The sequence below is a fragment of the Hylemonella gracilis str. Niagara R genome, from assembly GCF_000600295.1.
In the GTDB taxonomy this organism is placed as follows: domain Bacteria; phylum Pseudomonadota; class Gammaproteobacteria; order Burkholderiales; family Burkholderiaceae_C; genus Hylemonella; species Hylemonella gracilis_A.
This window is the reverse complement of sequence record NZ_JEMG01000001.1, coordinates 323,217-348,436: the sequence shown is the minus strand read 5'-3', so window position 1 is coordinate 348,436 and position 25,220 is coordinate 323,217. Positions and strand designations below refer to the sequence as shown.

At 64.9% G+C, this 25,220-nt stretch carries 21 protein-coding genes and 1 pseudogene; 10 read left to right on the top strand and 12 right to left on the bottom strand.

The features are described from left to right. The first annotated feature begins 24 nt into the window (after positions 1-24). Positions 25-747, top strand: a complete 723-nt coding sequence (locus AZ34_RS01655) for a response regulator transcription factor (protein WP_035604115.1) — start codon at positions 25-27, stop codon at positions 745-747. Positions 748-771: 24 nt separating this feature from the next. Further along, positions 772-2,292: a sensor histidine kinase gene (locus AZ34_RS01650; RefSeq protein ID WP_035604112.1), complete on the top strand. Its 1,521-nt coding sequence runs from the start codon at positions 772-774 to the stop codon at positions 2,290-2,292. A gap of 22 nt (positions 2,293-2,314) precedes the next feature. Here AZ34_RS01650 and AZ34_RS01645 read toward each other — a convergent pair whose 3' ends face one another. The 3 genes and pseudogenes from AZ34_RS01645 to AZ34_RS01635 form a co-directional block, all read right to left on the bottom strand. Then, positions 2,315-3,034, bottom strand: a complete 720-nt coding sequence (locus tag AZ34_RS01645) for a hypothetical protein (RefSeq protein ID WP_035604109.1) — start codon at positions 3,032-3,034, stop codon at positions 2,315-2,317. A 52-nt stretch (positions 3,035-3,086) separates the two neighbouring features. Then, positions 3,087-3,851: a biotin--[acetyl-CoA-carboxylase] ligase gene (locus AZ34_RS01640; RefSeq protein WP_035604106.1), complete on the bottom strand. Its 765-nt coding sequence runs from the start codon at positions 3,849-3,851 to the stop codon at positions 3,087-3,089. A 108-nt stretch (positions 3,852-3,959) separates the two neighbouring features. Next, positions 3,960-4,436, bottom strand: a pseudogene (locus AZ34_RS01635) (SET domain-containing protein); the annotation flags it as partial. A 71-nt stretch (positions 4,437-4,507) separates the two neighbouring features. Between AZ34_RS01635 and AZ34_RS01630 the strand changes: the two are divergent. Next, positions 4,508-7,438: a DNA topoisomerase III gene (locus AZ34_RS01630; RefSeq protein ID WP_035604100.1), complete on the top strand. Its 2,931-nt coding sequence runs from the start codon at positions 4,508-4,510 to the stop codon at positions 7,436-7,438. Positions 7,439-7,464: 26 nt separating this feature from the next. Here AZ34_RS01630 and AZ34_RS01625 read toward each other — a convergent pair whose 3' ends face one another. Genes AZ34_RS01625 through tkt form a run of 3 tightly spaced genes read right to left on the bottom strand, consistent with a single transcriptional unit; the run spans position 7,465 to position 11,066 of the window. Beyond that, the gene (locus AZ34_RS01625) at positions 7,465-7,983 is read right to left on the bottom strand and encodes a lytic transglycosylase domain-containing protein (RefSeq protein WP_051509445.1); all 519 of its coding nucleotides are present in this window, start codon (positions 7,981-7,983) and stop codon (positions 7,465-7,467) included. Positions 7,984-7,997: 14 nt separating this feature from the next. Beyond that, a complete protein-coding gene (gene gap / locus AZ34_RS01620) occupies positions 7,998-8,999 on the bottom strand; it encodes a type I glyceraldehyde-3-phosphate dehydrogenase (RefSeq protein WP_035604097.1) in 1,002 nt (333 codons plus the stop codon). Between the two features lie 51 nt (positions 9,000-9,050). Then, on the bottom strand, positions 9,051-11,066 hold the full coding sequence (tkt, locus tag AZ34_RS01615; RefSeq protein ID WP_035604095.1) for a transketolase: 2,016 nt from the start codon (positions 11,064-11,066) through the stop codon (positions 9,051-9,053). A 132-nt stretch (positions 11,067-11,198) separates the two neighbouring features. On the opposite strand from tkt, the gene AZ34_RS01610 reads away from it, so the two are divergent. Continuing rightward, a complete protein-coding gene (locus AZ34_RS01610; RefSeq protein WP_035610585.1) occupies positions 11,199-12,002 on the top strand; it encodes a nucleotidyltransferase family protein in 804 nt (267 codons plus the stop codon). Continuing rightward, the gene (locus AZ34_RS01605; RefSeq protein WP_035604092.1) at positions 11,999-13,435 is read left to right on the top strand and encodes an aminopeptidase P N-terminal domain-containing protein; all 1,437 of its coding nucleotides are present in this window, start codon (positions 11,999-12,001) and stop codon (positions 13,433-13,435) included. Before AZ34_RS01610 ends, AZ34_RS01605 begins: the two co-directional genes overlap by 4 nt. A 32-nt stretch (positions 13,436-13,467) precedes the next feature. Here AZ34_RS01605 and AZ34_RS01600 read toward each other — a convergent pair whose 3' ends face one another. The 4 genes from AZ34_RS01600 to AZ34_RS01585 form a co-directional block, all read right to left on the bottom strand. Further along, positions 13,468-14,700, bottom strand: a complete 1,233-nt coding sequence (locus AZ34_RS01600; protein ID WP_197026480.1) for a PepSY-associated TM helix domain-containing protein — start codon at positions 14,698-14,700, stop codon at positions 13,468-13,470. Between the two features lie 4 nt (positions 14,701-14,704). Beyond that, positions 14,705-17,125: a TonB-dependent siderophore receptor gene (locus AZ34_RS01595; RefSeq protein WP_035604089.1), complete on the bottom strand. Its 2,421-nt coding sequence runs from the start codon at positions 17,123-17,125 to the stop codon at positions 14,705-14,707. 112 nt (positions 17,126-17,237) lie between these two features. Next, the gene (locus AZ34_RS01590) at positions 17,238-18,260 is read right to left on the bottom strand and encodes a FecR domain-containing protein (RefSeq protein WP_035604086.1); all 1,023 of its coding nucleotides are present in this window, start codon (positions 18,258-18,260) and stop codon (positions 17,238-17,240) included. Then, positions 18,257-18,769 carry a sigma-70 family RNA polymerase sigma factor gene (locus AZ34_RS01585; RefSeq protein ID WP_035604083.1) on the bottom strand — a complete coding sequence of 171 codons (513 nt, stop codon included), beginning with the start codon at positions 18,767-18,769 and terminating at the stop codon, positions 18,257-18,259. The genes AZ34_RS01590 and AZ34_RS01585 overlap by 4 nt, the downstream gene beginning before the upstream one ends. Before the next feature lie 216 nt (positions 18,770-18,985). Between AZ34_RS01585 and AZ34_RS01580 the strand changes: the two genes are divergently transcribed. The 5 genes from AZ34_RS01580 to AZ34_RS18865 all read left to right on the top strand — a co-directional run bounded on the left by AZ34_RS01580 (position 18,986) and on the right by AZ34_RS18865 (position 22,943). Beyond that, the gene (locus AZ34_RS01580; protein WP_035604080.1) at positions 18,986-19,234 is read left to right on the top strand and encodes a DUF2061 domain-containing protein; all 249 of its coding nucleotides are present in this window, start codon (positions 18,986-18,988) and stop codon (positions 19,232-19,234) included. A 180-nt stretch (positions 19,235-19,414) separates the two neighbouring features. Next, positions 19,415-21,721, top strand: a complete 2,307-nt coding sequence (locus AZ34_RS01575; RefSeq protein ID WP_035604077.1) for an NADP-dependent malic enzyme — start codon at positions 19,415-19,417, stop codon at positions 21,719-21,721. A gap of 179 nt (positions 21,722-21,900) precedes the next feature. Next, on the top strand, positions 21,901-22,308 hold the full coding sequence (locus AZ34_RS17820) for a ribonuclease domain-containing protein (RefSeq protein WP_081767031.1): 408 nt from the start codon (positions 21,901-21,903) through the stop codon (positions 22,306-22,308). Between the two features lie 30 nt (positions 22,309-22,338). After that, the gene (locus AZ34_RS01565; protein ID WP_035604071.1) at positions 22,339-22,740 is read left to right on the top strand and encodes a barstar family protein; all 402 of its coding nucleotides are present in this window, start codon (positions 22,339-22,341) and stop codon (positions 22,738-22,740) included. A gap of 74 nt (positions 22,741-22,814) precedes the next feature. Continuing rightward, positions 22,815-22,943 (top strand): hypothetical protein, encoded by a 129-nt coding sequence (locus tag AZ34_RS18865; RefSeq protein WP_006299022.1) that lies wholly within the window; start codon positions 22,815-22,817, stop codon positions 22,941-22,943. 123 nt (positions 22,944-23,066) lie between these two features. On the opposite strand, the gene rsmA is transcribed toward AZ34_RS18865, so the two are convergent. Further along, complete coding sequence (gene rsmA, locus AZ34_RS01560; RefSeq protein ID WP_035604069.1) at positions 23,067-23,825, bottom strand: 16S rRNA (adenine(1518)-N(6)/adenine(1519)-N(6))-dimethyltransferase RsmA; 759 nt, start codon at positions 23,823-23,825, stop codon at positions 23,067-23,069. Positions 23,826-23,865: 40 nt separating this feature from the next. Next, positions 23,866-25,212, bottom strand: coding sequence for a peptidylprolyl isomerase (locus AZ34_RS01555; protein ID WP_035604066.1), 1,347 nt, complete (start codon positions 25,210-25,212; stop codon positions 23,866-23,868). Between the last annotated feature and the right edge of the window lie 8 nt (positions 25,213-25,220).

Here is a 25,220-nt window from a genome sequence, read left to right as displayed (position 1 = left end):
GGAGAACTGCTCGGAGACACACGCATGCGAATTCTGATTGCGGAAGACGATCAGGTCTTGGCCGACGGCCTGTTGCGCACCTTGCGCGGCACGGGCGCCGCCGTCAACCACGTCGCGAATGGTGCGGAGGCCGACGCCGCCTTGATGACACAACAGGCCCAGTTCGACCTGCTCATCCTGGACTTGGGCCTGCCCAAGCTGCACGGCCTGGAAGTGCTGCAACGGCTGCGCGCCCGTGGCGGCAACCTGCCCGTGCTCATCCTGACGGCGGCCGACAGCGTGGAAGACCGTGTGCAGGGCTTGGACCATGGCGCCGACGACTACATGGCCAAGCCCTTCAGCCTGCAGGAGCTGGAAGCCCGCGTGCGCGCCCTCACCCGCCGAGGGCTGGGCACGGCCAGCAGCCTGATCCGGCACGGCCCCCTGGTCTACGACCAGGCCGGGCACGTCGCGACCATCGACGGTCGCCTGGTGGAACTCTCCGCCCGCGAACTCGGTTTGCTGGAGGTGCTGCTGCAGCGCAGCGGCCGCCTGGTCAGCAAGGACCAGCTGGTGGATCGTCTGTGCGAATGGGGCGAGGAAGTGAGCACCAACGCCATCGAGGTCTACATCCACCGCCTTCGCAAGAAAATCGAACGCGGCCCCATCCGCATCGCCACCGTGCGGGGCTTGGGTTACTGCCTGGAAAAAATCTCGCCGGAAGCCTCGCAGATGGACAACGTCGAGCAGCCCACCGCACCGGCCTGAGACTCAGCCGGTCCGTTTCTTTCCATGCCTTACGGCAAAAAGCTCTTTCAGCGGGAACAGCACTCGCTGTTCGGGGAGATCCTGGACTGGATGCTGACGCCGCTGCTGATCCTCTGGCCGGTCAGCCTGATCCTGACCTGGTTGGTCGCCCAGAACATCGCAGGCAAACCTTCCGACCACGCCCTGGAACTCCAGGTCCGCGCGCTGGCGCAACACCTCCACCAGCAGACATCGGCCGGCATCGCCCACACCCGCTTTGATCCGCCCATGCCTGCGCGCACCTTGTTGCATGCCGATGCCACGGACACCCTGTATTTCCAGGTCCTGGGCACCCGGCAGGAATTTCTCTCGGGTGACCCCGGCTTGCCGCCTGCCCCCGCACCGCAAACCCAGGAATTGATCGCACGCCCCGGCCTGGAGCCCGGCCTCGTGGTCTTGCGCAATGGCGAATTCGACGGCACGCCAGTACGGATTGCCTCCCTCTGGATTGCGCTCGAACCCTTAGCCTCCACCGACCTTGCGCCAGCGGCGGGCTCCCCCCTGGCCCTGGTGCAAGTCGCCGAAACGCTGGACAAGCGTTCCCAGCTGGCGGCCGAGATCATCAAGAGCGTGATGCTGCCGCAGTTCGCCATGCTGCCCCTGGCGGTGCTGCTGGTCTGGCTCGCGCTCGCGCAGGCCATCCGTCCCTTGGACCATCTGGTGGGGCATATCCGCGCGCGCGCGCCCGACGACCTGAGCCCGCTGGAATCAAGAACCGTGCCGCTGGAGGTCGCGCCACTGGTGAGCTCAATCAATGACCTGCTGATGCGGCTCAAAGACTCGATCGCGGTCCAGAAACGCTTCCTGGCCGATGCCGCACACCAGCTCAAGACCCCCCTGGCGGGCCTGCGCATGCAAGCGGACCTGGCCCAACGCGACGACGCCAGCACCGAGAACCTGCGGCAGTCGCTGCGGCAGATCGTGCGCGCCAGCACCAACGCCACCCACACCGTCAACCAGTTGCTGGCCCTGGCCCGCGCCGAAGGCAACGGCGCGGCCTTGGCCCAGCAGCCCTGCGATCTGGCCCAAATCACCGTGGAAGCGATGCGCGACGTGGTGCCCCTGGCACTGGAAAAACACCTGGACTTCGGCTACGACGGCCCCGCGCCCGGCACGCCGGGCGTGCTGCTGGACGGCAACCCGACGCTGCTGAAGGAGCTGGTGCGCAATCTGCTGGACAACGCCATCAAGTACACACCGAGCAGCCCGCGGCACCCCGGCGTCGTCACCGCGCGCGTGTTGACCGAGTCAACCGATCAGGTGCTGCTGCAGGTCGAGGATTCCGGCCCCGGCGTGCCGGAAGCCGAGCGCGGCCTGATCTTCCAGCCGTTTTACCGTGCCCTGGGCATGCAGGCGGATGGCTCGGGCCTGGGGCTGTCCATCGCGCAGGAAATCGCGCGACAACACCAGGCCCGCATCGAGGTCGACGACCTGCGCCCCGGTCAGCAACCCCCGGGCTCGCGGTTCACGGTGAGATTCACCATGCGCAAGACGCAGGCCTCCTGAGTAAGGCGCCCCTAGAGACGCTTCAGGGAGTGCAGGCTGCGGGCGCCTTGCCGTTGATCGCGGGCAAGGACTGCAAGGTGGCTTGCGCTGCGGCGGCCTGTGGTGCATCCGCGACCTGCACACGCGCCCAGGCTTGTCGGCGCTCGGGCCACTCCTGCACCACCCGCGCCGTGCGCAGACCGCGCTTCTCCATGGCGTCCAGTTCGTCCTGGGCCGCAGCCTGGGTCTCGAATCTGGCCAGCGACAGACCGAGCTGCAGTTCAGGGTTGTCCAGGGTCTGCAAGGCACGACGGGTGCGTGGTGAAAGCTGGGCGCGCTTGCGGCCCAGTTCCGCCGCGTTGGCATACGGACCCATGTAGATGATCCAGCGCGCGGGCGCCGTGACGCGCACGTCCAGCGTCCAGCTGCCGGTGGGGAAGGACTGCCCGAGCTGGCGACGCAGGGCCTCGAGCTGCGCAGACTGCGTCACGTCCAGCGGGCCGACCTGCCAGCATTGCACGGCCGCGCGGGCCGGGGCATCCTCAGCAGCGGCCTCGGGCGCCGCAGCCTGGGGCGCGGGCAAGGCAGCGGGGAGGGCTGGCGCGGTCAGCATGCGGATGGCCTCCGGCCGGATTTGCTGCGCGAGGCGTTCGGGCTCGCGTTGCTGCGCCGGCGCCCAGCCATAGGCGCGCAACAGCCCCTCGGACCAGGCGAAATAGCCGGCATTCAGCAAGATCAGCAACAGGACGGCGACACGCAGCATGCAAGCGGAGACGGAACGGTGGAAGCGGTAAGAGGGATCTGGCCAGGCAGCCTCAAGCCGGCATGGGGCGCACGCTGACTTCGGCGGAGTCGATTTTTTTCACGCCTTCGGAAGTATGCACCAGCAAGGCGCCGCGTTCATCCACACCCTGGGCCCGGCCCTCCATGCCATCGCTCAGTCGCACCATGCGGCCCGCCAAGGCATCACGCGACTGCCAGGCCGGGCGCAGGGGCACGAAACCCTGGTCCTGGAAGCGCAGTACGGCAAGCACCAGGGAAGGCAGCAGACGCGACAAGGCCGCAGGCGCGTCCACCGCCGGATCGAACTCCTGCACCCAGGCCGGCGCGGTGTTCATGGCCGCCGCGCCTTCGGCAACCGCCGCCGTGATGTTCAGGCCCACCCCGACCACGGCATAACGCAGGTCCAGGGCCTCGATCAGCACGCCGGCCAGCTTGCGGTCCTGCCACCAAAGGTCATTGGGCCATTTGATCTGCACGCTGGGGTGCAAATCCTGGGCCAGGGACAGGCCCACCGCCAGCGACAGGCCCGACCAGTCGGCCATCCGCAAGGGCAGGCCAAGGGAGAACATCAGCAGATCGCCCGGCTGGACCCCGCTGTTCCAGGCCCGGCCCAGACGACCTCGCCCGGCCGTCTGGCGCTCGGCCACCAGCAGCACGGGTTCGGTCTGCCCGGCCTTGGCGCGACGCATCAACTCGGTGTTGCTTGAATCGATCTCCGGCACCACCTCGACGGTGAAGCCGGGCAGCACGGGCGCCACCGCTTCCCATACCGTCTCGGCGGCCGATTGGAGTGTCATGGATCTGTGTCTTATTGCCGCGGGTACGGCTGGCGCCGGCTCCGCGGACCATGCGACTGGGCCCCAAGGGCACGCCGCGTTGTCTGCAAGAACCTGTTCCGGGATTTATCGTTTCGGCGCGAGCAGGGTGCCCCGGCAGTTCTTGCTGCCGCACCAGCAGGGGTATTCGGCCTTGAGCTTCTTCGTGTAGGGCTCGTCGATGATCAAGCCGTAGTCGTAGTTCAGCTCTTCGCCCGCCTTGATCTTGCGCAGCGCCTTGATGAAGACGCGGCCTTCGTCCGTCTCATCCGCCTCGCAATTCGGGGCGCAGGAATGGTTGATCCAGCGCGAGGCATTGCCGCCCACCTTGGCGTCGATCACATGGTCTTCGTCTATGTGGAAATAGAAGGTGTGGTTCGGGTCCTTGGGATCGTGCGGATGACGGCGCAACGCTTCCTTCCAGTTGATGATCTCGCCCACGTATTCGATGATGACGTCACCCTTGGCGATGTCCTGCAAGGCAAAGACACCTTTGCCATGGACGCCGGAGCGCCGCACCTGGATACGACGGCCGGAAGCTGAGGAAGCGGCGGGGAGTTTGGACACGGCGGGATTTTTTGGTAAGGTGAACTCGTATGGGCGCGCGCGGGTGCGCGCGCGAGACAGGGATTGTATTCATGAAGACTTTGGTCATCGCTGAGAAGCCATCGGTCGCGCAAGACATCGTGCGCGCCCTCACCCCCACGGCGGGCAAGTTCGAGAAACATGATGAGCATTTCGAGAACGAGCAGTACGTGGTGACGAGCGCCGTGGGCCACCTGGTGGAGATCCAGGCGCCCGAGCAATACGACGTGAAGCGCGGCAAATGGAGCTTCACCCACCTGCCCGTGATCCCACCGCATTTCGAGCTGAAACCCGTGGACAAGACCAAGACTCGCCTGAACGCGGTGGTCAAGCTCGCCAAGCGCAAGGACGTGGACAAACTGATCAATGCCTGTGATGCGGGGCGCGAGGGCGAATTGATCTTCCGCCTGATCGAGCAATATGCCTTCGGCAGCGAAGATGCCGCTGCGGCCCGCGCCAAAACGCAACGCAAGCCGGTCAGCCGCCTCTGGCTGCAGAGCATGACACCGCAGGCCATCCGGGATGGCTTCGAGCAGCTGCGCAGCGACAAGCAAATGCAGCCCCTGGCCGACGCCGCGCGCAGCCGCAGCGAGGCCGACTGGCTGGTGGGTATCAATGGCACGCGCGCCATGACCGCCTTCAACTCGCGCGACGGCGGTTTCTTCCTCACCACCGTGGGCCGGGTGCAGACCCCCACGCTGGCCGTGGTGGTGGAACGCGAGGAACAGATCCGCAAGTTCATCAGCCGCGACTACTGGGAAGTCCACGCCAGCTTCGGCGCCCAGGCCGGGGACTACGCCGGCAAGTGGTTCGACCCGAAGTGGAAGAAGAACGAGGAAGACGCGGAAAAGAAAGCCGATCGCCTCTGGAACGAGCGCGAAGCCCGCGCGATCGCTGACGCCGTGCGCGGCCAGTTGGCGACGGTCACGGAAGAAAGCAAACCCAGCACGCAGGCGTCACCCATGCTGTTCGACCTGACCAGCCTGCAGCGCGAAGCCAACGGCAAGTTCGGCTTCTCCGCCAAGACGACGCTGTCCATCGCGCAGAGCCTGTATGAGCGTCACAAGGCCCTGACCTACCCGCGGACGGACTCACGCCACCTGCCCGAAGACTACCTGTCCGTGGCCAAGGAGACTTTTGGCATGCTGGCCGACTCAGGCCTCAGGCACCTGGCACCGCACGCGGCGACGGCGCTGAAGAACGGCTACGTCAAACCCAGCAAGCGCATCTTCGACAACGCCAAGGTTTCGGACCACTTTGCCATCATCCCAACGCTCCAAGCCCCGAGCGGATTGAGCGAGGCCGAGCAGAAGCTCTACGACTTGGTGGCACGTCGTTTCATGGCGGTCTTTTTTCCCAGCGCCGAATACATGGTGACCACACGGATCACGACCGCCGCCGGCCACAACTTCAAAAGCGAAGGCAAGGTGCTGGTCAAACCCGGCTGGCTGGCCATCTACGGCAAGGAGGCCGAGGACGAAACCGACGACAAGGACAAGGAGAACAGCAAGATCCTCGTCCCGGTACAGCCGAACGAAAAGGTTCAAACCCGGGCCGCCGACGCCAAGGGCCTCAAGACCCGACCGCCAGCACGCTATAGCGAAGCCACGCTGCTGTCCGCCATGGAAGGCGCGGGCAAGCTGATCGACGACGACGAGCTGCGGGAAGCCATGAGCGAGAAGGGCCTGGGCACGCCAGCGACGCGCGCAGCCATCATCGAGGGGCTGTTGACCGAGAAGTACATGCTGCGCGAGGGCCGTGAGCTGATCCCGACCGCCAAGGCCTTCCAGTTGATGACGCTGCTGCGCGGCCTGGGCGTGGAGGAACTCTCCAAGCCCGCGCTGACGGGCGAATGGGAATACAAGCTCTCCCAGATGGAGCGCGGCCAGCTCACGCGCGAGGCCTTCATGCGCGAGATCGCCGCCATGACGGAGCACATCGTCAAGAAGGCCAAGGAATACGACCGCGACACCGTGCCTGGCGATTACGCCACCCTCACCACACCTTGCCCCAATTGCGGCGGCGTGGTCAAGGAAAACTACCGCCGTTACGCCTGCGTGGGCAAGCAGGGCACCGGCGAGGATGCCTGCGGTTTCTCCTTCACCAAGATGCCCGCGGGCCGCGCATTTGAATTACCAGAGGTGGAACAGTTCCTGCGCGACAAGCGCATCGGCCCGCTGGAGGGTTTCCGCTCCAAGGCCGGCTGGCCCTTCACCGCCGAGATCGCGCTGGTCTTCAATGAGGAAGAGAAGAATTGGAAGCTGGAATTCGACTTCGGCAATGAGGACGAGTCTGAAACCGGCGAACTGGTGGATTTCTCCGGCCGGGAGTCGCTGGGCGCATGCCCGAAGTGCGGCGGCGCGATCTACGAGCACGGAAAGAACTACGTCTGCGAGAAATCCCTGCCCACATCTGGGCAGGCCACCCCGAGTTGTGACTTCAAGAGCGGCCAGATCATCCTGCAGCAACCCATCGAGCGTGAGCAGATGATGAAACTGCTCGCCACGGGCAAGACCGATCTGCTGGACAAATTCGTCTCCATGCGCACCCGCCGTCCCTTCAAGGCCTACCTGGCCTGGAACGCGCAAGAGGGCAAGGTGAGCTTCGAGTTCGAACCCTCGAAGTTCCCACGCAAGGCGGGGGTGACCGCAGGTGCCCGCGCTGGCGCCGCCGCCAAGAACGCTCCCAGCAAGACGGCGGCGAAGAAGGCGCCCGCCAAAAAAGCAGCAGCGAAGAAATCAGCGGCCAGAAAGCCCACAGCGGGTCTGACGCCCAGCGCCGAACTCGCGGCCGTGATCGGCGCCGAGCCCGTGGCGCGCACTGAAGTCATCAAGAAGATCTGGGACTACATCAAGGCGCAAGGCTTGCAGGACCCCAAGGACAAGCGCAGCGTGCTGGCCGACGCCAAGCTGCAGCCCGTCTTCGGCAAGGATCGGGTGACGATGTTCGAGATCACCGGACTGGTGGGCAAACACCTCAGCTGAGCTTGGCTGGGCCGGCGAAGGCCGGTTCAGCCTTGCCGCTGCAGCAGGGCGCGCACCCGTGCGTAGTTGCGTTGCACCTTGGCAATGTAGCTGGCCCGCTTGGAGGGCGTGATGGCGTTGTAGGCGCCCACGGCCTTCCAGAGCGTGCCGTGCTGCTGGATCTTCTTGGACAGAATCCAAGCGCCCACATAAATGTTGGTGCAGGCGCCCTTGAGCTTCTCGCGGTGTATGCCCATTTCGGCCAACTGGGGCAGCCACCGGGTGTTGATCTGCATCAGTCCGACGTCGTGCGTGCCATCGGTATTGGTCGGACCAACCGCCTCGGGGTCAAAGGCGGACTCGGTCTTGGCGATGGCGATCAGCATGTGCTTGTCCACCCCGAAGCGCTCGGCCGCCGCCGTGAAACAGGGGTCAAACGGCGACCAGGCGTGGTTGGCCGGGAGTGCAGGCGCGGGGACCTGCCGGGTTTGCGCTTGCATGGCCTCCTGCGCACCGGCCGCGCCAGCGAGCGTGGTGGACAGCAACAGGGACGCCCAGCCTTTCATGGCCACAACTCCGTTTATTTCGTGACGACCACGCGGGCCATTTCCAGACACTTGTTGGAATAGCCCCACTCATTGTCGTACCAGGATACGACTTTGATGAAGGTTTTGTCCAGGGCAATACCCGCATCGGCGTCGAACACGGAGGTGCAGGTTTCGCCTCGGAAGTCGGTCGCGACCACCTTGTCCTCGGTGTAACCCAGGATGCCCTTGAGCGCACCCTGGCTCTGGGCCTTCATCTCGGCCTTGATTTCGTCGTAGCTGGCGTCCTTTTCCAGCTCGACCGTCAGGTCCACCACGGACACGTCACTGGTCGGCACGCGGAAGCTCATGCCGGTCAACTTCTTGTTGAGCGCGGGGATCACCACACCCACGGCCTTGGCCGCGCCCGTGCTGCTGGGAATGATGTTTTCCAGAATGCCGCGGCCACCGCGCCAGTCCTTGTTGCTGGGGCCGTCCACGGTCTTCTGCGTGGCGGTGGCGGCGTGCACGGTGGTCATCAGGCCACGCTTGATGCCCCACTTGTCGTGCAGCACCTTGGCCACGGGCGCGAGGCAGTTGGTCGTGCAGCTTGCGTTGGAGATGATGGCCTGGCCGGCATAGGTCTTGTCGTTCACGCCGAAGACGAACATGGGCGTGTCGTCCTTGCTCGGGGCGGAGATGATGACCTTCTTGGCGCCCGCCGCGAGGTGCTTGCCCGCGCCTTCCTTGTCCAGGAACAGGCCGGTGGACTCGATCACCACGTCCGCGCCGATCTCGGCCCACTTGAGGTTGGCCGGGTCACGTTCCTGCGTCAGGCGGATCTTCCTGCCGTTGACGACCAACTGGCCGCCTTCGACCGAAACCTCGCCCTTGAAACGACCATGCACGCTGTCGTACTTGAGCATATAGGCCAGGTAGTCCGGCTCCAGCAGGTCGTTGATGCCGACGATTTCAATGTCCTTGAAGTTCTGCACCGCCGAGCGGAACACATTGCGGCCGATGCGGCCAAAACCGTTGATGCCTACCTTGATGGTCATGATGCTTTCCTCTGGTCTGGATGAAAACCTTGTGCGCTGGTCGCTTGCCGCTTATTTCGCCAGCACGGCGCGAACCGTGTCCGCAACATTCTCGGGCGTGAAGCCGAAGTGCTTGAACAGCACCGGCGCGGGGGCCGATTCGCCATAGCTGTCGATGCCCACGACGGCCGAGCAGCCGTATTTCCACCAGCCCCCGGTCGCGCCCATCTCGACGGCGACGCGGGGCAGCCCGGCGGGCAGCAGGGCCTGCTTGTAGGCCGCCTTCTGCCGGTCGAACACCGTGGTGCTGGGCATGGAGACCACGCGCACCGCGATCTTCTGCGCGGCCAGCAGTTCCTGGGCCTTGAGCGCCAGCGCGACTTCGGAGCCGGTGGCGATGATGAGGGCCTGGGCTTTTTTCTTCAGGCCCACATGTTCCGGTTCGGACAGCACATAGGCGCCCCGGCTGATGTCGCCCAGGTCACGCTTGGGTGCATATGGCAGGTTCTGGCGCGACAGCAGCAGGGCCGTCGGGCGTGCCTTGTTTTCCAGCGCCACGGCCCAGGCCACGGCCGTCTCCGCCGTGTCGGCGGGACGCCAGACATCCAGGTTTGGGATCAGGCGCAGGCTGGCCGCATGCTCGACGCTCTGGTGGGTGGGGCCGTCCTCGCCCAGACCGATGCTGTCGTGCGTGAAGACATGCACCACGCGCAGCTTCATCAGCGCGGCCATGCGAATGGCGTTGCGGCTGTAGTCGCTGAAGGTCAGGAATGTGCCGCCGTAAGGGATGTAACCCCCGTGCAGGGCCAGGCCGTTCATGATGGCCGCCATGCCGAATTCGCGCACGCCGTAGTTGATGTGGCGCCCGCCATTGCTCTTGCCTTCCACGCCAGTGAAGCGCAGCGCCGGGGTATGGCTGGTGTTGGTCAGGTTGGAACCGGTCAGGTCGGCGCTGCCGCCCAGCAGCTCGGGCAGGGCGGCGGTGAAAGCTTCCAATGCGATCTGGCTGGCCTTGCGCGTGGCCACGGTCTCGGCCTTGCTGTGCGCGGCCACGGCGGCGTCCACCGCCACTTGGGCGAACGTTTTGGGCAGCTCACCGGCCATGCGGCGCTTGAACTCGGCGGCCAGCTCGGGATAAGCAGCGGCGTAGGCCGAGAACTTATCGTTCCAAGCGGCTTCGGCGGACTGGCCACGCGCTTTGGCGTCCCAATCGGCGTAAACCTGGGCTGGGATCTCGAAGGGCGCATGTGACCATTCCAGCGCCTCGCGCGTGAGCTTGATTTCTTCCGCGCCCAGGGGTTCACCGTGCGCCTTGGCGGTGTTGGCGCGATTGGGGCTGCCTTGGCCGATGCGGGTCTTGCAAATGATCAGCGTCGGGCGCTCGGTCTGGGTCTTGGCGTCGGCGATGGCCTTGGCCACGGCTTGTGCGTCATGGCCGTTGATGGGACCGATCACGTTCCAACCGTAACTCACGAAACGCAAGGAGGTGTTGTCGGCAAACCAGGGCTGCACCTGACCGTCGATGGAAATGCCGTTGTCGTCGTAGAGCGCGATCAGCTTGTTGAGTTTCCACGCACCCGCGAGAGCAGCCGCTTCGTGGCTGATGCCTTCCATCAGGCAGCCGTCGCCCAGGAACACATAGGTATGGTGGTCCACGATGGCGTGGCCGTCGCGGTTGAACTCCGTCGCCAGCAGCTTTTCGGCCAACGCCATGCCTACGGCATTGGTCACGCCCTGGCCCAGCGGGCCGGTGGTGGTTTCCACGCCGGGGGTCAGACCCACTTCAGGGTGGCCTGCCGTCTTGCTGTGCAGCTGGCGGAAATTCTTCAGCTCACCCATGGGCAGGTCGTAACCCGTCAAATGCAGCAGGGCGTAGATCAGCATCGAGCCGTGGCCGTTGGAGAGCACGAAACGGTCCCGGTCGGCCCAATGCGGATTGACGGGGTTGTGCTTGAGGTGTTGGCCCCAGAGCGCCACGGCCATGTCGGCCATGCCCATCGGCGCCCCCGGATGTCCGGAATTGGCTTGTTGTACGGCGTCCATTGCCAGCGCACGGATTGCGTTGGCCATTTGTTGGGTGTTTGCCATGTCGGGGCGGCTCCGGGAGATCAGCGCGGGTGGTGAGGGCGGGGAAACCCGGCATTTTACCGGGCGCCCTGGCAGGGCCCCGCCCGGCCCCTTGTGGGGACTCCTCAAGCCGCGCATGCCAGAATGAAGCGCATGCTTGACACCCCTGATCGCGCGCAGGCCCTGATCCTGGCCGCCGGCCGCGGCGAGCGCATGCGCCCCTTGACCGACACCACGCCCAAACCCCTGCTGTGGGTCCAGGGCCGGCCTTTGCTGCAATGGCATGTAGACGCCCTGGCCACTGGCGGATGCACCAAGCTCCTCGTCAACACGGCCTGGCTGGGCGAGCAGATTCCCGCCCATTTCGGCGCCACGCCCCACGCCAGCGATGGTCAGGTCTTGCACATCGCCTACTCCGAGGAAGGCCGGGATTTCGGCGAGGCGCTGGAAACGGCCGGTGGCATCGTGCGCGCCTTGCCGCGCCTGGCCGATGTCTTCTGGGTCGTGGCCGGTGATGTGTACACACCCGGCTTCAGGTTCAGCGCGGAGGCCAAGCAGCAGTTCGCGCAGAGCGACAAGCTCGCGCACCTCTGGCTGGTGCCCAACCCACGCCACAACCCCCGGGGAGATTTCGGACTTAGTCCGGACGGTCTGGCACTGAACATTCCCGCCGCCCTTCGAGACAAACACAGCACCTGGACTTACAGCACCATCGGTCTGTACCGGCGCGAATTCTTCACCGCGCGCTTCGTCCAATCCGTGTGCGCCATCCCGGCGGGCAATCCGGCGGGCGTCAAAGCCCCACTGGCACCGATGCTGCGCGCGGCGATGGACAATGCCGCCGTGAGCGCCGAGCTTTACACGGGGCCGTGGACCGACGTCGGCACGCCTGATCGCTTGCGCGAGCTCAATGCCACACACCCCCAGGCACGCACCACCGAGACGCCATCACCATGAACGCCCCGCTGAAAAACCCCACCTGTCTGACGACAGCCCCCACCGCGCTGTATGCGCAACGCCGAGCACGACTGGCGGCGCAGATGACGCAATGGGGCGGACCGGACGCGATCGCCATCATCCCCACCGCACCGGAGCGCATCCGCAACCGCGACAGCGACTACCTGTTCCGCTTCGACAGCTACTTCCACTACCTCAGCGGCTTCGCGGAACCAAACGCCTGGCTGGTCATCAGCAGCACGGGCCACACTACGCTGTTCTGCCAGCCCAAGGACCTGGAACGCGAAATCTGGGACGGCATCCGCCTGGGCCCGGAAGCAGCCCCGCTGGCGCTGGGCGTGGACGCGGCCTTTTCGGTGGCCGAGCTGGAACAGCGCCTGCCCAAGCTGCTCGAGAACCAGGCCACGGTCTGGTACCCCTTCGCCACCCACGCCGGGCTGGAGGCACGCGTCGACGGTTGGCTCAAGGCGGTGCGCGCCCGCGTGCGCTACGGCGCACTCTGCCCCGAAGCGCAACGCGACCTCTGCGCGCTACTGGATGAGATGCGCCTGGTCAAGGACGACTATGAACAGGACGTGATGCGCCGCGCCTCGGCCATCAGCGCCCGAGCCCACATCCGTGCCATGCAAGTGTCGGCCCGCATGCTGCGCGAGGGCCGGCAGGTGCGCGAGTACCACCTGGACGCCGAACTGCTGCACGAGTTCCGCTTAGGCGGTTCGCAGTACCCAGCTTATGGCTCCATCGTCGCGGCGGGCGCCAATGCCTGCGTGCTGCACTACCGCGCCGATGCCGCACCCGTGCGTGACGGGGACATGGTCCTGATCGACGCGGGTTGTGAACTGGACGGTTATGCCAGCGACATCACCCGCACCTTCCCGGCCAATGGCAAGTTCAGCGGTCCCCAGCGCGCGCTGTACGACCTGGTGTTGAGCTCCCAGGACGCGGCCGTGGCGGCGACCCGGGCCGGCGCGCGCTTCAACGACCCGCACGATGCCGTGGTGCGTGTGTTGTCTCAGGGCCTGCTGGACCTCGGCTTGCTGGACAAGAACAAGACCGGTTCCGTGGACGAAGTCATTGCCAACCGGAGTTACTTCCGCTTCTACATGCACCGCACCAGCCACTGGCTGGGCATGGACGTGCACGACTGCGGCAGCTATGTCGAACCCAGCGAACGTGGCCGCACCAGCGAACGCAAGGACGCACTTTCGGGGGAAACCATCAAGGACCGACCAAGCCGCATCCTGCGCCCCGGCATGTGCCTGACGCTGGAGCCGGGCTTGTACGTGCGCCCGGCCGAGGACGTGCCGCAAGCCTTCTGGAACATCGGCATCCGCATCGAGGATGACGCCTTGGTCACCGAAACGGGTTGCGAGCTGATCACCCGGGGCGTACCGGTCAAGGCGGACGAGATCGAGGCCTTGATGCGGGCTTGAGCGGCAACGTCAACGCAGAACGGTCCACCCGGCTAATTCTTTCCCGCCAAACCGGCCTTGCGGCCCTTGCGTTTCCTGTTCCAGATCACGACCCCCGTCACGCAGAGCACCGCGACCACCAGGCCCATGAAACTGACGAACAGACGCATCGGCAACCCGCCCACCGCCGCCATGTGCAGACTCGTCAGCCACATGCGGATGGTGTCTCCGGCATAGGCCCCGGTCGGTTGGCTCGCCATGAGCAGGGCTCCGGTACGGGCGTCAAAGAGGACGCGGGTCTTGCTGCCATGCTCGCGCACATCCAGCGTGCTGCGCACGTCGTACCGGTACGCCGCCTGGCGCGGATGGTAGGCGATCGCACCCTCCGCCAGGATGGAGAACCCCGCCCGGCGCGCATAGTCCGCCATGTGCACACGCCCGATGTCGCGTGCTTGCGCCCACGACAGTGTCGGCAAGGCCGACGGCTGCGAGCGGACTCGGCCCAACGCCGCTTCGTCCTGGTGCGCGAACAAGGTGTACATGACCGGTTTGTAGACCTGGGGTAAGTTGAAAGCAACGCTGCTCCAGGCCAGGACGAACAACGCAGCCCAGGCCCACAAACCACCTGCGCGATGCAGGTCGAAATGGCGCTTGTAGCCGCCGGCGGACCAGCGCACGCGCCAGGCCGCCCACCAGCGACGCAACCATGCTGCGGCGCCACCGGCTTTCGCCACGGTCCGCGGCGCGGCGGGCAGGGTCAACCAGGCCCCGATCAAGCAATCCACGCTCCACAGCAGCGCGACAATGCCCAGCAGATAGACACCCACCGTGTCCAGCGCCAGCGAGTAATGCAAGCGGTAGACGAAGGGCATCAGATTGACGACACCCTGCGTGATGTCGCCCCACCTGCGTTCGCCGAGTATGTCGCCGGTCCATGGATGGACGAAGATCTCGTCGTTCTCCAGCACGGCCAGCCGGCCGCTCGTATCGTCCCGCGCGGGCTGCAGGCGAAAGCGCACAGGCCAGCCGCTGTTGCGCTCAAGTGGCACGTAGGAAATTTGCGCATGCGGATACCGTGCAAGCACCCTGTCACGCAGCAGCAGCGTGTCCAGCGGGGGCTGATCGACCTCCTGCACCCGAAACATGCCAGGGTTGATCGCCGCGTCCAGTTCGTCGTTCCAGACCAGCAGACTGCCAGTGACCGCGGCCAGCAGAAGGAACCCGGCCGTCACCAAACCCAGCCAACGGTGCGCCAGCACCAAGGCCGGCCGCATGCGCGTCAACATATCCTCAGAAGCTGATGGAGGCGGCCGCCGTCACCGTACGTGGCGCGCCCGGATGCGCGATCGCGCTGGTGGAGGCTCGCGAAATATAGTCCTCATCGAACAGGTTGCGAATGTTCAGGCTGGCCCGCACCCGACTCCACTGGTACCAGACGCCTGCGTCCGCCACCGTGTAGGCCGGCAATTCGAGATTGACGTCGGCCTGCGCCGTGCTCTTGCCGACATGGCGCAGCCCTCCGCCCACGCCGAGGCCACCCAAGGGTCCGCTGCGATCCGACGTATAGGCCAGCCAGAGGCGCGCCGTGTGCGGCGACATGCCGGGCAAGGGGCGCCCGACCTGTGCTTGATCACCCGCATTGGCCAAAACCTCGGTGTCCACATAGCCGTAGCTTGCCGACACTTTCAGCTGGCGCGTCAGATTGCCAGCCAGATCGAACTCGATACCTCTGCTCTGCTGGCGAACGCCGGAGAAATAGGCGCTCTGTCCGGTCGCGTCGTACAAAGCTTGATCAAACACCGCAACATCTTTTTTCTCGATCTGGTAAACCGCCACGGTCACGAACAATTGCTCGTCCAGAAAGGCGCTCTTCACACCCACTTCATACTGCTCGCCCCGTTCAGGATCCAGCGGGTCACCGTTCACATCGACTGTCGTGCCCTGCTGCGGCTTGAAAGATTGGCTCACGCTGAGGTAAGCGGAATGCCGCGGCGTCAGCTGATAGAGCAGGCCACCACGTCCGGTGAAGGCCCGATCCTCGACATCAGGCGCGGCCGTTCCGTCGGAACGGGCTTGCGTGGTCACGTCGTCGAACCGGCCACCGATCAGCAGCTTCAGCCGCCCGGCCTCGAGCAGGGATATCTGGTCCTGAACATAGAGGCTCTTCCAGCGCGTTTCACCCTGGTCCACGCCGAAGGTCTGGTTGGCTGGCGGCGTGTAGTCGACGACCGGATGGTCACTGATCGGAATCGCCGGTGCATTGGCGCGGAAGCGGAGCCAATCAGTTTCCTGCTTGATGTATTCAGCGCCGATCAGCAAGGTGTGTGCAACAGGTCCGGTCGAGAATTTGCCGATGGCATCCAGCACGAATTGAAGCTCGTCGTCCTCGCGGTCTTCGTTCTGATAGCGCATCAGCAGGTTGTTGCCCGAGATTCCGCGCGGGCGCAGTGTCTCGTTCTTGTTGCGCGCACGATGGAACTGAAACTGATTGCGCAAGCTCCAAGTCGGGCTGAGCGCATGGGCCAGCTGATAGCCCGCGTAGTAGTCCTCGTTGCTGCGCCCCGCCAGATCGGGGTCGTTGAAGAAGGCACTTTTCGCCACCAAGGGACGACCTTTCGCGTCCACCGGAATGCCTGCGTCGTAGGGCTGCTCTTCCTTGACATAGGAAAAATCAAGCAACAACTCCGTGTCGGCGCTCGGCTGCCATAGGAAACTGGGCGCGATCGCCGTGCGCTCCAGGTGCATTTCGTCGCGAAAGGAGTCGCTGTCGGTCCGAGCGAAGTTGAGGCGGTACAGCCAAGCGCCGTCCTCGTCGATCCGCCCGGTCAGGTCACCGGAGGTGCGCCGGAAACTGTCGCTGCCGATCTGCTGCTCGAAGACCTGGCTCGACGTCTCCTGCGGTCGTTTGGTCACGTAGTTGACGATGCCGCCCGGCTCCAGCGCGCCATACAGGATGGAGGCCGGCCCTTTCAGGACTTCCACCCGTTCAATGTTGATCATGTCGACGGCGCCGGCATAGGTGGCGCGCAGGCCGTTGCGCATCAGGCTGGGCGATTCGAAGCCACGGATGATGGGCAGCACCTCGGTCTGCGCATTCAGCGTGTTGCCTGAAGCCTGCACGCCGCTGATGTTTTCGTAGACATCGCGCAGGCTGAGCGCCTTCTGGTCGTCCATCACCTCGCGCGGCACCACCTGCACCGAGGCTGGCACCTCCCTCAGGGGCGTATCCGTCTTGGTGCCGGTGGCGCTGCGCCGGGCGGCGTAACCATAAACGGGGCCGATGGCCGTCTCGCCCTGGGCGCTGACCGTGACTGGCGGCAGGGTTCCCGCCCCGAGGGGCGCCTTGCGCAGCAGGAAGCCACCGCCCGGCTGTTCGACGGCTTCCATGCCGCTGCCCGCCAGCAGGATGCGCAGGCCCGCCGCGACACCATGGCTGCCATCCACGCCCTGCGTGGCGAGCCCGTCGATGAGTTGCGCGTTGTAGGAAATGTTGGTGCCGGTCACACGCGCAAACTGTTCCAGCGCCGCGCCCAACGGACCGGCGCCGATGCGCAGAGACACCGGTTCGGCGGCGGCCGTTACGGCCTGGGCGTGCGCAGGGGCGACGGAATGAAGACAGCCCGCCGTCAGCGCGATGGCGACGGACAACCACGCGCGCCGCAGCAGGCGCGCGCGTGGGTTGGCGCGAAAAGAGACGAGGGAACGAGGCATGATTTTCTTTCCAGGGTCGGGCAAATGAGTGCTACCGACCCCTAGGCCGCTCGAAAATCAGAATCCCCTCATTTTTTCGAAAACTTTTTTTTCACGCCGTCGCGCAGAGGCCTCAATGCGCGCTCGCGGGCTCCACCACCACCCAGAACCGCGTGTGGTACGTGACGCGGACCGGCTGGGTCTGGGCCAGGAAGCGCAAGGCCTGGTCGGTGTCGCGCACGTGGTAGATGCCGGATACGCGCAGATCGGCCACGCCCTCGTCGCAAACGATGCGACCGCTGCGGTAACGCGACAGCTCGGCGAGGACGTCCGCCATCCGCATGTTCTGGCCGGCAATCACGCCATCGACCCAAGCGTCCTGGCGCAAGCCAGACTGCTCGGCCACCTTGACCATGCGGTCGTTCAGCCACCAGCTTTCGCCCACCCGAGCCGTCACGCCATCACCACCACGGACCGGATACATGCGCACCGCCCCGTCTTGCACGCTGACGCGGGCGCGGCCGTCCTCCAGCCGCACGACAAAGCGCGTACCCAAGGCCTGCATGGCGCCGAACGGCGTGTCGACCCAGAACGGACGCCGGACTGCAAAGTCCGGGTCGGGACCCGTGGTGACCATGATCTCGCCACGCCGCAGGACAACGCGGCGATGCGCCGCAGCCATCTCAAAGCTGACGGCGCTGTCGGTATTGAGCACGAGGACGGTGCCATCGTCGAGCCGCAGGGTGCGCTGCTCGCCGACGCGCGTGGCGGCATCCGCGGTCAGGTGCTGCCAGCCCAGCGAATCGCGCAGAGCCCATCCGCCCGTCACGGCGACGCCGGCCAGCATCAGCAGCCGGAACGCCTGCCGGCGACCCGCACGCGCCGCGCCGCGCCGGGCTTCGACCACCTGCAAGGCATTGCGGGCGAGGCCACCAGGCATGGCCGCGAAGTCTTGCCGCAGCGATTGCATGCGCTGCCAGGCATGCGCATGCAGCGCATGGGCCTGCCGCCATTCCTCGAAGGCCTGCAGCATGGCCGGGGTGGGTCGGTTGAATTCGAGCTTGAGCGCCCAGTCGATGGCGGCATCAACTACGGTGGGAGGAATCTCGTCCTGTGGTGGCGCCGCGCCAGGCGCGCGCGCAAAGCCGGCACTCATGCGCCGAACCGCAACGCGTAGCAGTGGCGCAAGGCGGCGGCGACATGACGCTCCACCGTCGCCAGCGACACACCGAGCCGCTGCGCGATCTGCGGGCAGGTCAGGCCATCGAGCTGCGCCAGCAAGAAGGCCTGCCGCACCGCCGGTTTGAGTGCGTCAAGCACGCGGTCGATGGCGACCAGCGCTTCGAGGAACAGCAAGCGGCTTTCAGGCGACGGCGCCTCGGCCGGGGGCAACTGCGCCAGCGTTTCCAGCCAGGCCCGCTCCAGCTCGCGCCGACGCCAGTGCTCGACCACCAGCCCCCGAGCAATCGTGCTGAGAAAGGCGCGCGGTTCGCGCAGTTCCGGAATCTCGCGCCGGGCCAGGATGCGCATGAACGTGTCCTGTGCAATGTCGGCCGCGTCGCAGGCGTTACCAAGCTGTCGGCGCAACCACCCGTTCAACCAGCGATGGTGGTCGCTGTACAGCGCATGGATGCGCTGGTACGGAGCGGGATCAGCGGGAGGCATGGGGAAAAGAAAGAGCGCGTAATGTGAATTGTTCTCAACATGATATATGAATGCAGAGGCTGCGGGAGGCACTTCCCGACATCACCTGGTGTCGCCACCGCGCCGCACCGCAGCTCGCCTTGGGCTATTTCTTGATTAGGTAAAAATTATCATAAATATCAGTGCGATAGATTATTCTTTGCGCATCGTCGTTGAACCGTCTCCCAAGAGCTCCTCATGGCCCATTTCGCCCGCGCCCACATGCCCACGCTCAAGAAAACCGCGAGCTACTACCTGGTCCACATCACCGTGGCCGCCGCGGTTGCCTACGGCGTGACGGGCGACCTGTTCATGGCCTTCACCCTGAGCCTGCTCGAGCCGACCGTGCAGGCAATTGCCTTCTTCTTTCACGAAAAAGCATGGGAACGCCGCGGACAAGGCAAGAACAGCACAGCATCGCCCACTGCCCGGCCGGTCGGAGCCTGAACGCCTCGTCCCCCCCCCGGTCTGCCGCGCTCAGCTGGTGGGTTGGTCGCAGCCCCAGGCCCTGGCAATCCGGGGCATACAATCCGATTCCCCAGACACGCAGGCCCCGCAGAGAGGCAAGGCGGCGCACCGCGCGGCTCAACCCCACCACCAACGTCGGCCTGCAGCAGGAGTTGATTGATGTCCAGCACCCCGTCGTCCAACGACAAGCGCGAGCAGATCCGCCGCGCCGCCCTCGAATACCACCAGTTCCCGGTTCCCGGCAAGATCGCCATCGCGGCCACCAAGCAGCTGATCAACCAGCATGACCTGGCCCTGGCCTACACCCCGGGCGTCGCCGCGCCCTGCGAGGAAATCGCCAAGGACCCCGACGCGTCCTACAAGTACACCGCCCGCGGCAACCTGGTGGGCGTCATCACCAACGGCACGGCCGTGCTGGGCCTGGGCGACATCGGCCCGCTGGCCGGCAAGCCGGTGATGGAAGGCAAGGGCGTGCTGTTCAAGAAGTTCGCCGGCATCGACGTGTTCGACATCGAGATCGATGAGAAAAAGGACCTCGACAAACTGGTCGACATCATTGCTTCGCTGGAGCCCACCTTCGGCGGCATCAACCTGGAGGACATCAAGGCGCCTGACTGCTTCTATGTGGAGCGCAAGTTGCGTGAACGCATGAAGATTCCGGTCTTCCACGACGACCAGCACGGCACGGCGATCGTCGTGGCGGCGGCCCTGACCAATGGCCTGAAGGTCGCGGGCAAGGAGTTGAAGAACGTCAAGCTCGTCACCTCCGGTGCGGGTGCTGCGGCGCTGGCCAGCCTGAAGCTGCTGGTCAAGATGGGCCTACCCAAAAAGAACATCTGGGTAACGGACATCGCCGGCGTAGTCTATGAGGGCCGCACGGAGTTGATGGACGAAGACAAGCGCGAATTCGCGCAGAAGACGGACGCGCGCAAGCTCGGCGACGTGATGGCCGATGCGGACATCTTCCTTGGCCTCTCCGCGGGTGGCGTGCTCAAGCAGGACATGGTCAAGAAGATGGCGCCCAACCCCATCATCGCCGCCCTGGCCAACCCCACGCCGGAAATCACGCCCGAGGAAGTCAAGGCCGTGCGCGATGACGTGATCATGTGCACGGGCCGCACCGACTACCCGAACCAGATCAACAACGTCCTGTGTTTCCCCTATATCTTCCGTGGGGCGCTCGACGTGGGCGCCTCCACCATCACGGATGAAATGGAGATTGCTGCGGTCTATGCCATGGCAAAGCTGGCCCAGGCAGAACAGAGTGAGGTGGTCGCCGCCGCCTATGTGGGCGAGCCCCTGATCTTTGGCCGCGAGTACTTGATCCCCAAGCCCTTCGACCCGCGCCTGATGATCGAGATCGCGCCCGCCGTGGCGCAAGCCGCCATGGATGGCGGCGTGGCCCGTCGCCCGATCGCGGACATGGACGCCTACCGCGAAAAGCTGCAGGCCTATGTCTACGCCTCAGGCACGACGATGAAGCCCATCTTCACGGCGGCCAAGGCCGCAAGCAAGAAGCGCATCGCCTACGCCGAGGGCGAGGAAGAACGCGTGCTGCGCGCGGCCCAGATCGTGGTGGACGAAGGGCTCGCCCGCCCCACGCTGATCGGCCGACCGGCCATCATCGCCCAACGCGTCGAGAAGTTTGGTCTGCGCCTGAAGGAGGGGCAGGACTACGACGTGGTCGACACCGAGTACGACGAGCGTTACCGCGACTTCTGGCAGACCTACCACCGCATGACCGAGCGCAAGGGCGTGACCGTGCCGATCGCCAAGATCGAAATGCGCCGCCGCTTGGCCCTGATCGGTGCCATGCTGCTGCACAAGGGTCATGTGGACGGCATGATCTGCGGCACCTGGGGCAATACCGCGATGCACTTGCAGTACATCGACCAGGTCATAGGCCGGCGTGCAGGCGCCAACACTTACGCGGCCATGAACGGACTGCTGCTGCCGGACCGCCAGCTGTTCATCGTGGACACCCACATCAACTATGACCCGAGCGCCGAGCAGATCGCAGAGATCACCATGATGGCCGCCACCGAGATGCAGCGCTTTGGCCTGCATCCCAAGGCGGCTCTGCTCTCCCACTCCAACTTCGGGCAAAGTTCCCAGCCCAGCGCCGTCAAGATGCGCCAGGCGCTTGAGCTGCTGCGCGCGCAGGCGCCCTGGCTGGAAGTGGACGGCGAGATGCACGGCGACGTGGCACTGGACGCCGACATGCGCAAGGTCATCATGCCCAACAGCACCCTGACCGGCCAGGCCAATCTGCTGGTGCTGCCCAACCTGGACGCCGCCAACATCGCCTACAACCTGCTCAAGACCGCCGCGGGCGGCGGCATCGCGATCGGCCCCATGCTGCTGGGTGCTGCTCAACCGGTGAATATCCTGACGCCCAGCACCACCGTGCGCCGCATCGTCAACATGACCGCGCTGACGGTGGCGGACGCCAACGCGACGCGCTGATTGCCCGCCCCTGGGCGCAAAGCGAGGGGCCAGGGGGGGCCTAGCCCGCCGTGCACGGCCTAATCCCCTTTGGGCCTGCCTAATGTTTAGGCAGGCCCTTGCTTTTTTCACCCAGATCAGCGACACTTTCGGGCTTGGAATCTTCCGGGTGAGCCCGGTCGTCATAACAGCTTAGTCTTATGTTGCGCGGCCTCGTCAGCAAGTTGGTGCTTACTGGCTTGTTGTCTTGGCTGGTTTGCCTGCCCCTCGGTGCCGAGGCTCCACCTCCTCGTCCCGCGAGCTCCGCCCAGGCTGCTCCAGCCCTCGTTTCGTTGGCTGATTTGCCGCCACAAGGCGCTGAAACCTACCGCCTGATTCTCAAGGGCGGGCCGTTTCCGTATGAGAAAGATGGCACGGTGTTTGGCAATCGAGAGCGTTTGCTCCCGCTCCATCCGCGCGGCTACTACCGCGAATACACCGTTCCCACGCCGGGCCTGTCCCATCGTGGCAAACGACGTATTGTCTGCGGTGGCACCGTCCGTCACGCACCAGACGCCTGTTATTACACCGCCGACCACTACGCCAGTTTCCGCCGGATCGCGCCGTAAAACGTTTTTCAACAAGAAAGTGAAGCGGAGATGGATACGCCACTTCGTACCGTTAGAACCAACATCGTCCAGTCGATCCGCGCCTTCCGGGTGCCGGATTTGCAAGAGGCGGCCCAAGCCCTCGGGCACCATTTCCTCTACGCCAACCTGGCTCAAGCGCAATCCAAGCAGGATGTGTTGGACCTGATCGCACAGCAGTTCATCCTACCCACGCATGTGGGCAAGAACTTCGACGCGCTCTACGACGTGCTGACGGATCCGCTGCACAAGTCCGGCCCCCAACCCGGTTTCATCGCCGTGCTGGAACACATTCCTGCCAACGCCAAGTTCGACAAGGAAGCACGCGAGCAGCTGCTGGACATCTTCCGTGACGCCGCTGATTACTGGGGCGACCGCAAGATACCCTTCCGGTGTTTCTATTCTTTTCTGTAGCCCGTTCTGCGCAAAGCAACAGCCAAGCGGAACGGGCGAACGAGGCTGAAAACGGCGGCGAGCAAGCACAGCTCATGGCCACCGAGACCGTGGACGATGACAGCGGCGAGAAAATGCCGACCGACAAGCTGGTGGATGTCTCTCCCCTGGCGCTGCGCATGAGCAGCCCTTTCAACGCAAGTTACTGGCAGGCTGCAGCCTGAAAAAGAAAAAGCCTCGCAAACACCAAGAGGCCAGCCGATGCCCCCTGTACGCCAGTCTTTGGCGACAGGGACATGCGCTCGGCGGGTGCCAGGCAGCACTTGGCACCGCACGCGCACATGCGGCTAAGACAGAGCCTGGGCAAGGCTGAGGTATTCAAGCACTGGCACTTCTTCTGCACGCCGCTGCACATCGAAGTCGCCTGGGTATCGTTTGTCCTCCAACCAGCGACCCAAGGTATGACGCAGCAGCTTGCGCCGCTGGCTGAAGGCGACTTGCACAATTTCCTCCAGCCTTTTTGCATCGAGGGCAACGGGGGAGATGCGCGGCACCATGCGGACCACCGCGCTGTCCACGCGCGGCGGCGGGTCGAAGCTCTCGGGCGGGACGAATAGCACGTCCTCCATCTCATACCGCCATTGCAGCATCACGCTCAGACGGCCATAGTCGGCCGTGGAAGGCTGGGCCACCATCCGGTCCACGACCTCCTTCTGCAGCATGAAATGCTGATCTCCCACGGCATCAACATGCGCGAGCAGGTGGAACAGGATGGGTGTCGAAATGTTGTAGGGCAGATTGCCGACCACCCTGAGGCGGCGCAAACCCTGCGCAGCCAGAGCGGTGAAGTCCACTTTGAGCACATCGGACTCGATGACTTCGAGCTGCGGATGGCTGCGCAGCCGCGCGGCCAGATCGCGATCCAGCTCAATGACAGTCAAGCGGCCGAGCCGCTCCACCAGGGGCTGTGTCATGGCTGCCAGACCCGGGCCGATCTCCACCATGGCCTGTCCAGGCTGGGGGGCTATGGCCCGCACGATGGCGTCGATGATGCCATCGTCGGCGAGGAAATGCTGCCCGAAGCGCTTGCGGGGTATGTGCTTCATCGACTCATATCCACGGGGACGCGACGCGGTATCACCCGGTTCACTGAGGCGCCTCGCGCAATTCCACGTAGGCACGGGCACGCGTGTCACGCACCCAGTTGTCATAGGCCTCGGCCATCTTGCGTTCGCGCAGCATGTTGCGGATGAGTTCACGCTGCTCGCGCTCGTTCAAGGTCGCCTGCCGCCGTTCCAACAGCTGAATCAGATGGACGCCAAAGCGAGAGATCAAAGGCTCGCTGATTTGGCCTGGCGCCAGCTGGTTCATCACGCCCTCGAACTCAGGAACGAACATGCCTGGATTGGCCCAGCCCAGATCCCCGCCCTGCGCGGCGCTGCCATCTTGCGAGTTCTGGCGCGCCAGGGTGGCAAAGTCCGTTTCCCCCGCAACGATACGGCGGCGGAAATCATTGAGCTTGTCGCGCGCCTGGGCTTCGCTGAGCTGGGCGCTGGGGATCAGCAAGATGTGCCGTGCGCGGCTTTGCGTGACGGTCTGTGGCGGCAGGCCGGGTTGACGACGTTCGATCAACTTGAGTACATGAAACCCTGCGCCTGAGCGCACCGGATCGCTGACCTGACCGACCGCCAGCATCCGTACGGCATTCGTGAACAAGGCGGGATAACGGTCGCCCGCGCGCAGCCCGAGTTGCCCGCCGTTGACGCGGTCGCCCGCATCGGAAAGTTCACGCGCCAAGGCCGCGAAATCCGCGCCCTTGTCTCGCGCGCGGAGCGCGATCTGCTCGGCCTTGCGCTGCAGCTCGGCCTCACGGGCCGCGCTGGCATCCTCCGGCACAGCCACCAGGATGTGCGCGATGTTGACGAGTTGGCTTGCGGGATTGTTGTTGCGCTGCTGCTGCTCGACCAGGTACTGTTCGACATCGGCATCACTGACGCGCACGCGAGCATCCACCTCACGCTCCCGCAGCCGTGTCAAAAGCAATTGGTCCCTCAAGCGGTTGCGCAATACCTCTGGCGCCATGCCGTCCAGCTGCTGTACCTGCTGACGTAGTTGCGCGACGGTCATCTGATTCTGACGGGCGACGTTCTGCTCGGCCTGATCGACGGACGGCTCGTCAACCTTCAGGCCCATTTCGCGCGCCAGCTGCAGCTGGGCACGTTCGTTGATGAGCTGGTCCAGCACCTGGCGCCGCAAGGCGGCTTCCGCAGGCGCTGGCCTGCGCTGGGCGGCGTATTGCCGCAGCGCGCGCGCCATTTCGGCGTTGACCTGTGCGTTGGTGATGGGCTCGGAGTTGACCACCGCCACGATGTAGTCAGCGGAGCGCACGGTTGTACTGGTGCCGGAGGTACCTTGCGCATGAGCCCCCTGGGTCAACACAGCGAGCATCGCAAGCACGCCCAGAAACCGGCCAAGTGCGAGTGAAAAATTCATGGTCGTCA

What these genes read in the sequence shown, in the direction of transcription:
- AZ34_RS01565 (WP_035604071.1), top strand. Translation starts at nt 22,339, where the DNA reads ATGGATACGCCACTTCGTACCGTTAGAACCAACATCGTCCAGTCGATC.
- gap (WP_035604097.1), bottom strand. Translation starts at nt 8,999, where the DNA reads ATGACCATCAAGGTAGGCATCAACGGTTTTGGCCGCATCGGCCGCAAT.
- AZ34_RS01610 (WP_035610585.1), top strand. Translation starts at nt 11,199, where the DNA reads ATGCTTGACACCCCTGATCGCGCGCAGGCCCTGATCCTGGCCGCCGGC.
- rsmA (WP_035604069.1), bottom strand. Translation starts at nt 23,825, where the DNA reads ATGAAGCACATACCCCGCAAGCGCTTCGGGCAGCATTTCCTCGCCGAC.
- AZ34_RS01590 (WP_035604086.1), bottom strand. Translation starts at nt 18,260, where the DNA reads ATGAGTGCCGGCTTTGCGCGCGCGCCTGGCGCGGCGCCACCACAGGAC.
- AZ34_RS01645 (WP_035604109.1), bottom strand. Translation starts at nt 3,034, where the DNA reads ATGCTGCGTGTCGCCGTCCTGTTGCTGATCTTGCTGAATGCCGGCTAT.
- AZ34_RS01640 (WP_035604106.1), bottom strand. Translation starts at nt 3,851, where the DNA reads ATGACACTCCAATCGGCCGCCGAGACGGTATGGGAAGCGGTGGCGCCC.
- AZ34_RS01580 (WP_035604080.1), top strand. Translation starts at nt 18,986, where the DNA reads ATGGCCCATTTCGCCCGCGCCCACATGCCCACGCTCAAGAAAACCGCG.
- AZ34_RS01585 (WP_035604083.1), bottom strand. Translation starts at nt 18,769, where the DNA reads ATGCCTCCCGCTGATCCCGCTCCGTACCAGCGCATCCATGCGCTGTAC.
- AZ34_RS01595 (WP_035604089.1), bottom strand. Translation starts at nt 17,125, where the DNA reads ATGCCTCGTTCCCTCGTCTCTTTTCGCGCCAACCCACGCGCGCGCCTG.
- AZ34_RS01575 (WP_035604077.1), top strand. Translation starts at nt 19,415, where the DNA reads ATGTCCAGCACCCCGTCGTCCAACGACAAGCGCGAGCAGATCCGCCGC.
- AZ34_RS01600 (WP_197026480.1), bottom strand. Translation starts at nt 14,700, where the DNA reads ATGTTGACGCGCATGCGGCCGGCCTTGGTGCTGGCGCACCGTTGGCTG.
- AZ34_RS01655 (WP_035604115.1), top strand. Translation starts at nt 25, where the DNA reads ATGCGAATTCTGATTGCGGAAGACGATCAGGTCTTGGCCGACGGCCTG.
- AZ34_RS01630 (WP_035604100.1), top strand. Translation starts at nt 4,508, where the DNA reads ATGAAGACTTTGGTCATCGCTGAGAAGCCATCGGTCGCGCAAGACATC.
- AZ34_RS18865 (WP_006299022.1), top strand. Translation starts at nt 22,815, where the DNA reads ATGGCCACCGAGACCGTGGACGATGACAGCGGCGAGAAAATGCCGACC.
- AZ34_RS01605 (WP_035604092.1), top strand. Translation starts at nt 11,999, where the DNA reads ATGAACGCCCCGCTGAAAAACCCCACCTGTCTGACGACAGCCCCCACC.
- AZ34_RS01625 (WP_051509445.1), bottom strand. Translation starts at nt 7,983, where the DNA reads ATGAAAGGCTGGGCGTCCCTGTTGCTGTCCACCACGCTCGCTGGCGCG.
- AZ34_RS01555 (WP_035604066.1), bottom strand. Translation starts at nt 25,212, where the DNA reads ATGAATTTTTCACTCGCACTTGGCCGGTTTCTGGGCGTGCTTGCGATG.
- AZ34_RS17820 (WP_081767031.1), top strand. Translation starts at nt 21,901, where the DNA reads ATGTTGCGCGGCCTCGTCAGCAAGTTGGTGCTTACTGGCTTGTTGTCT.
- AZ34_RS01650 (WP_035604112.1), top strand. Translation starts at nt 772, where the DNA reads ATGCCTTACGGCAAAAAGCTCTTTCAGCGGGAACAGCACTCGCTGTTC.
- tkt (WP_035604095.1), bottom strand. Translation starts at nt 11,066, where the DNA reads ATGGCAAACACCCAACAAATGGCCAACGCAATCCGTGCGCTGGCAATG.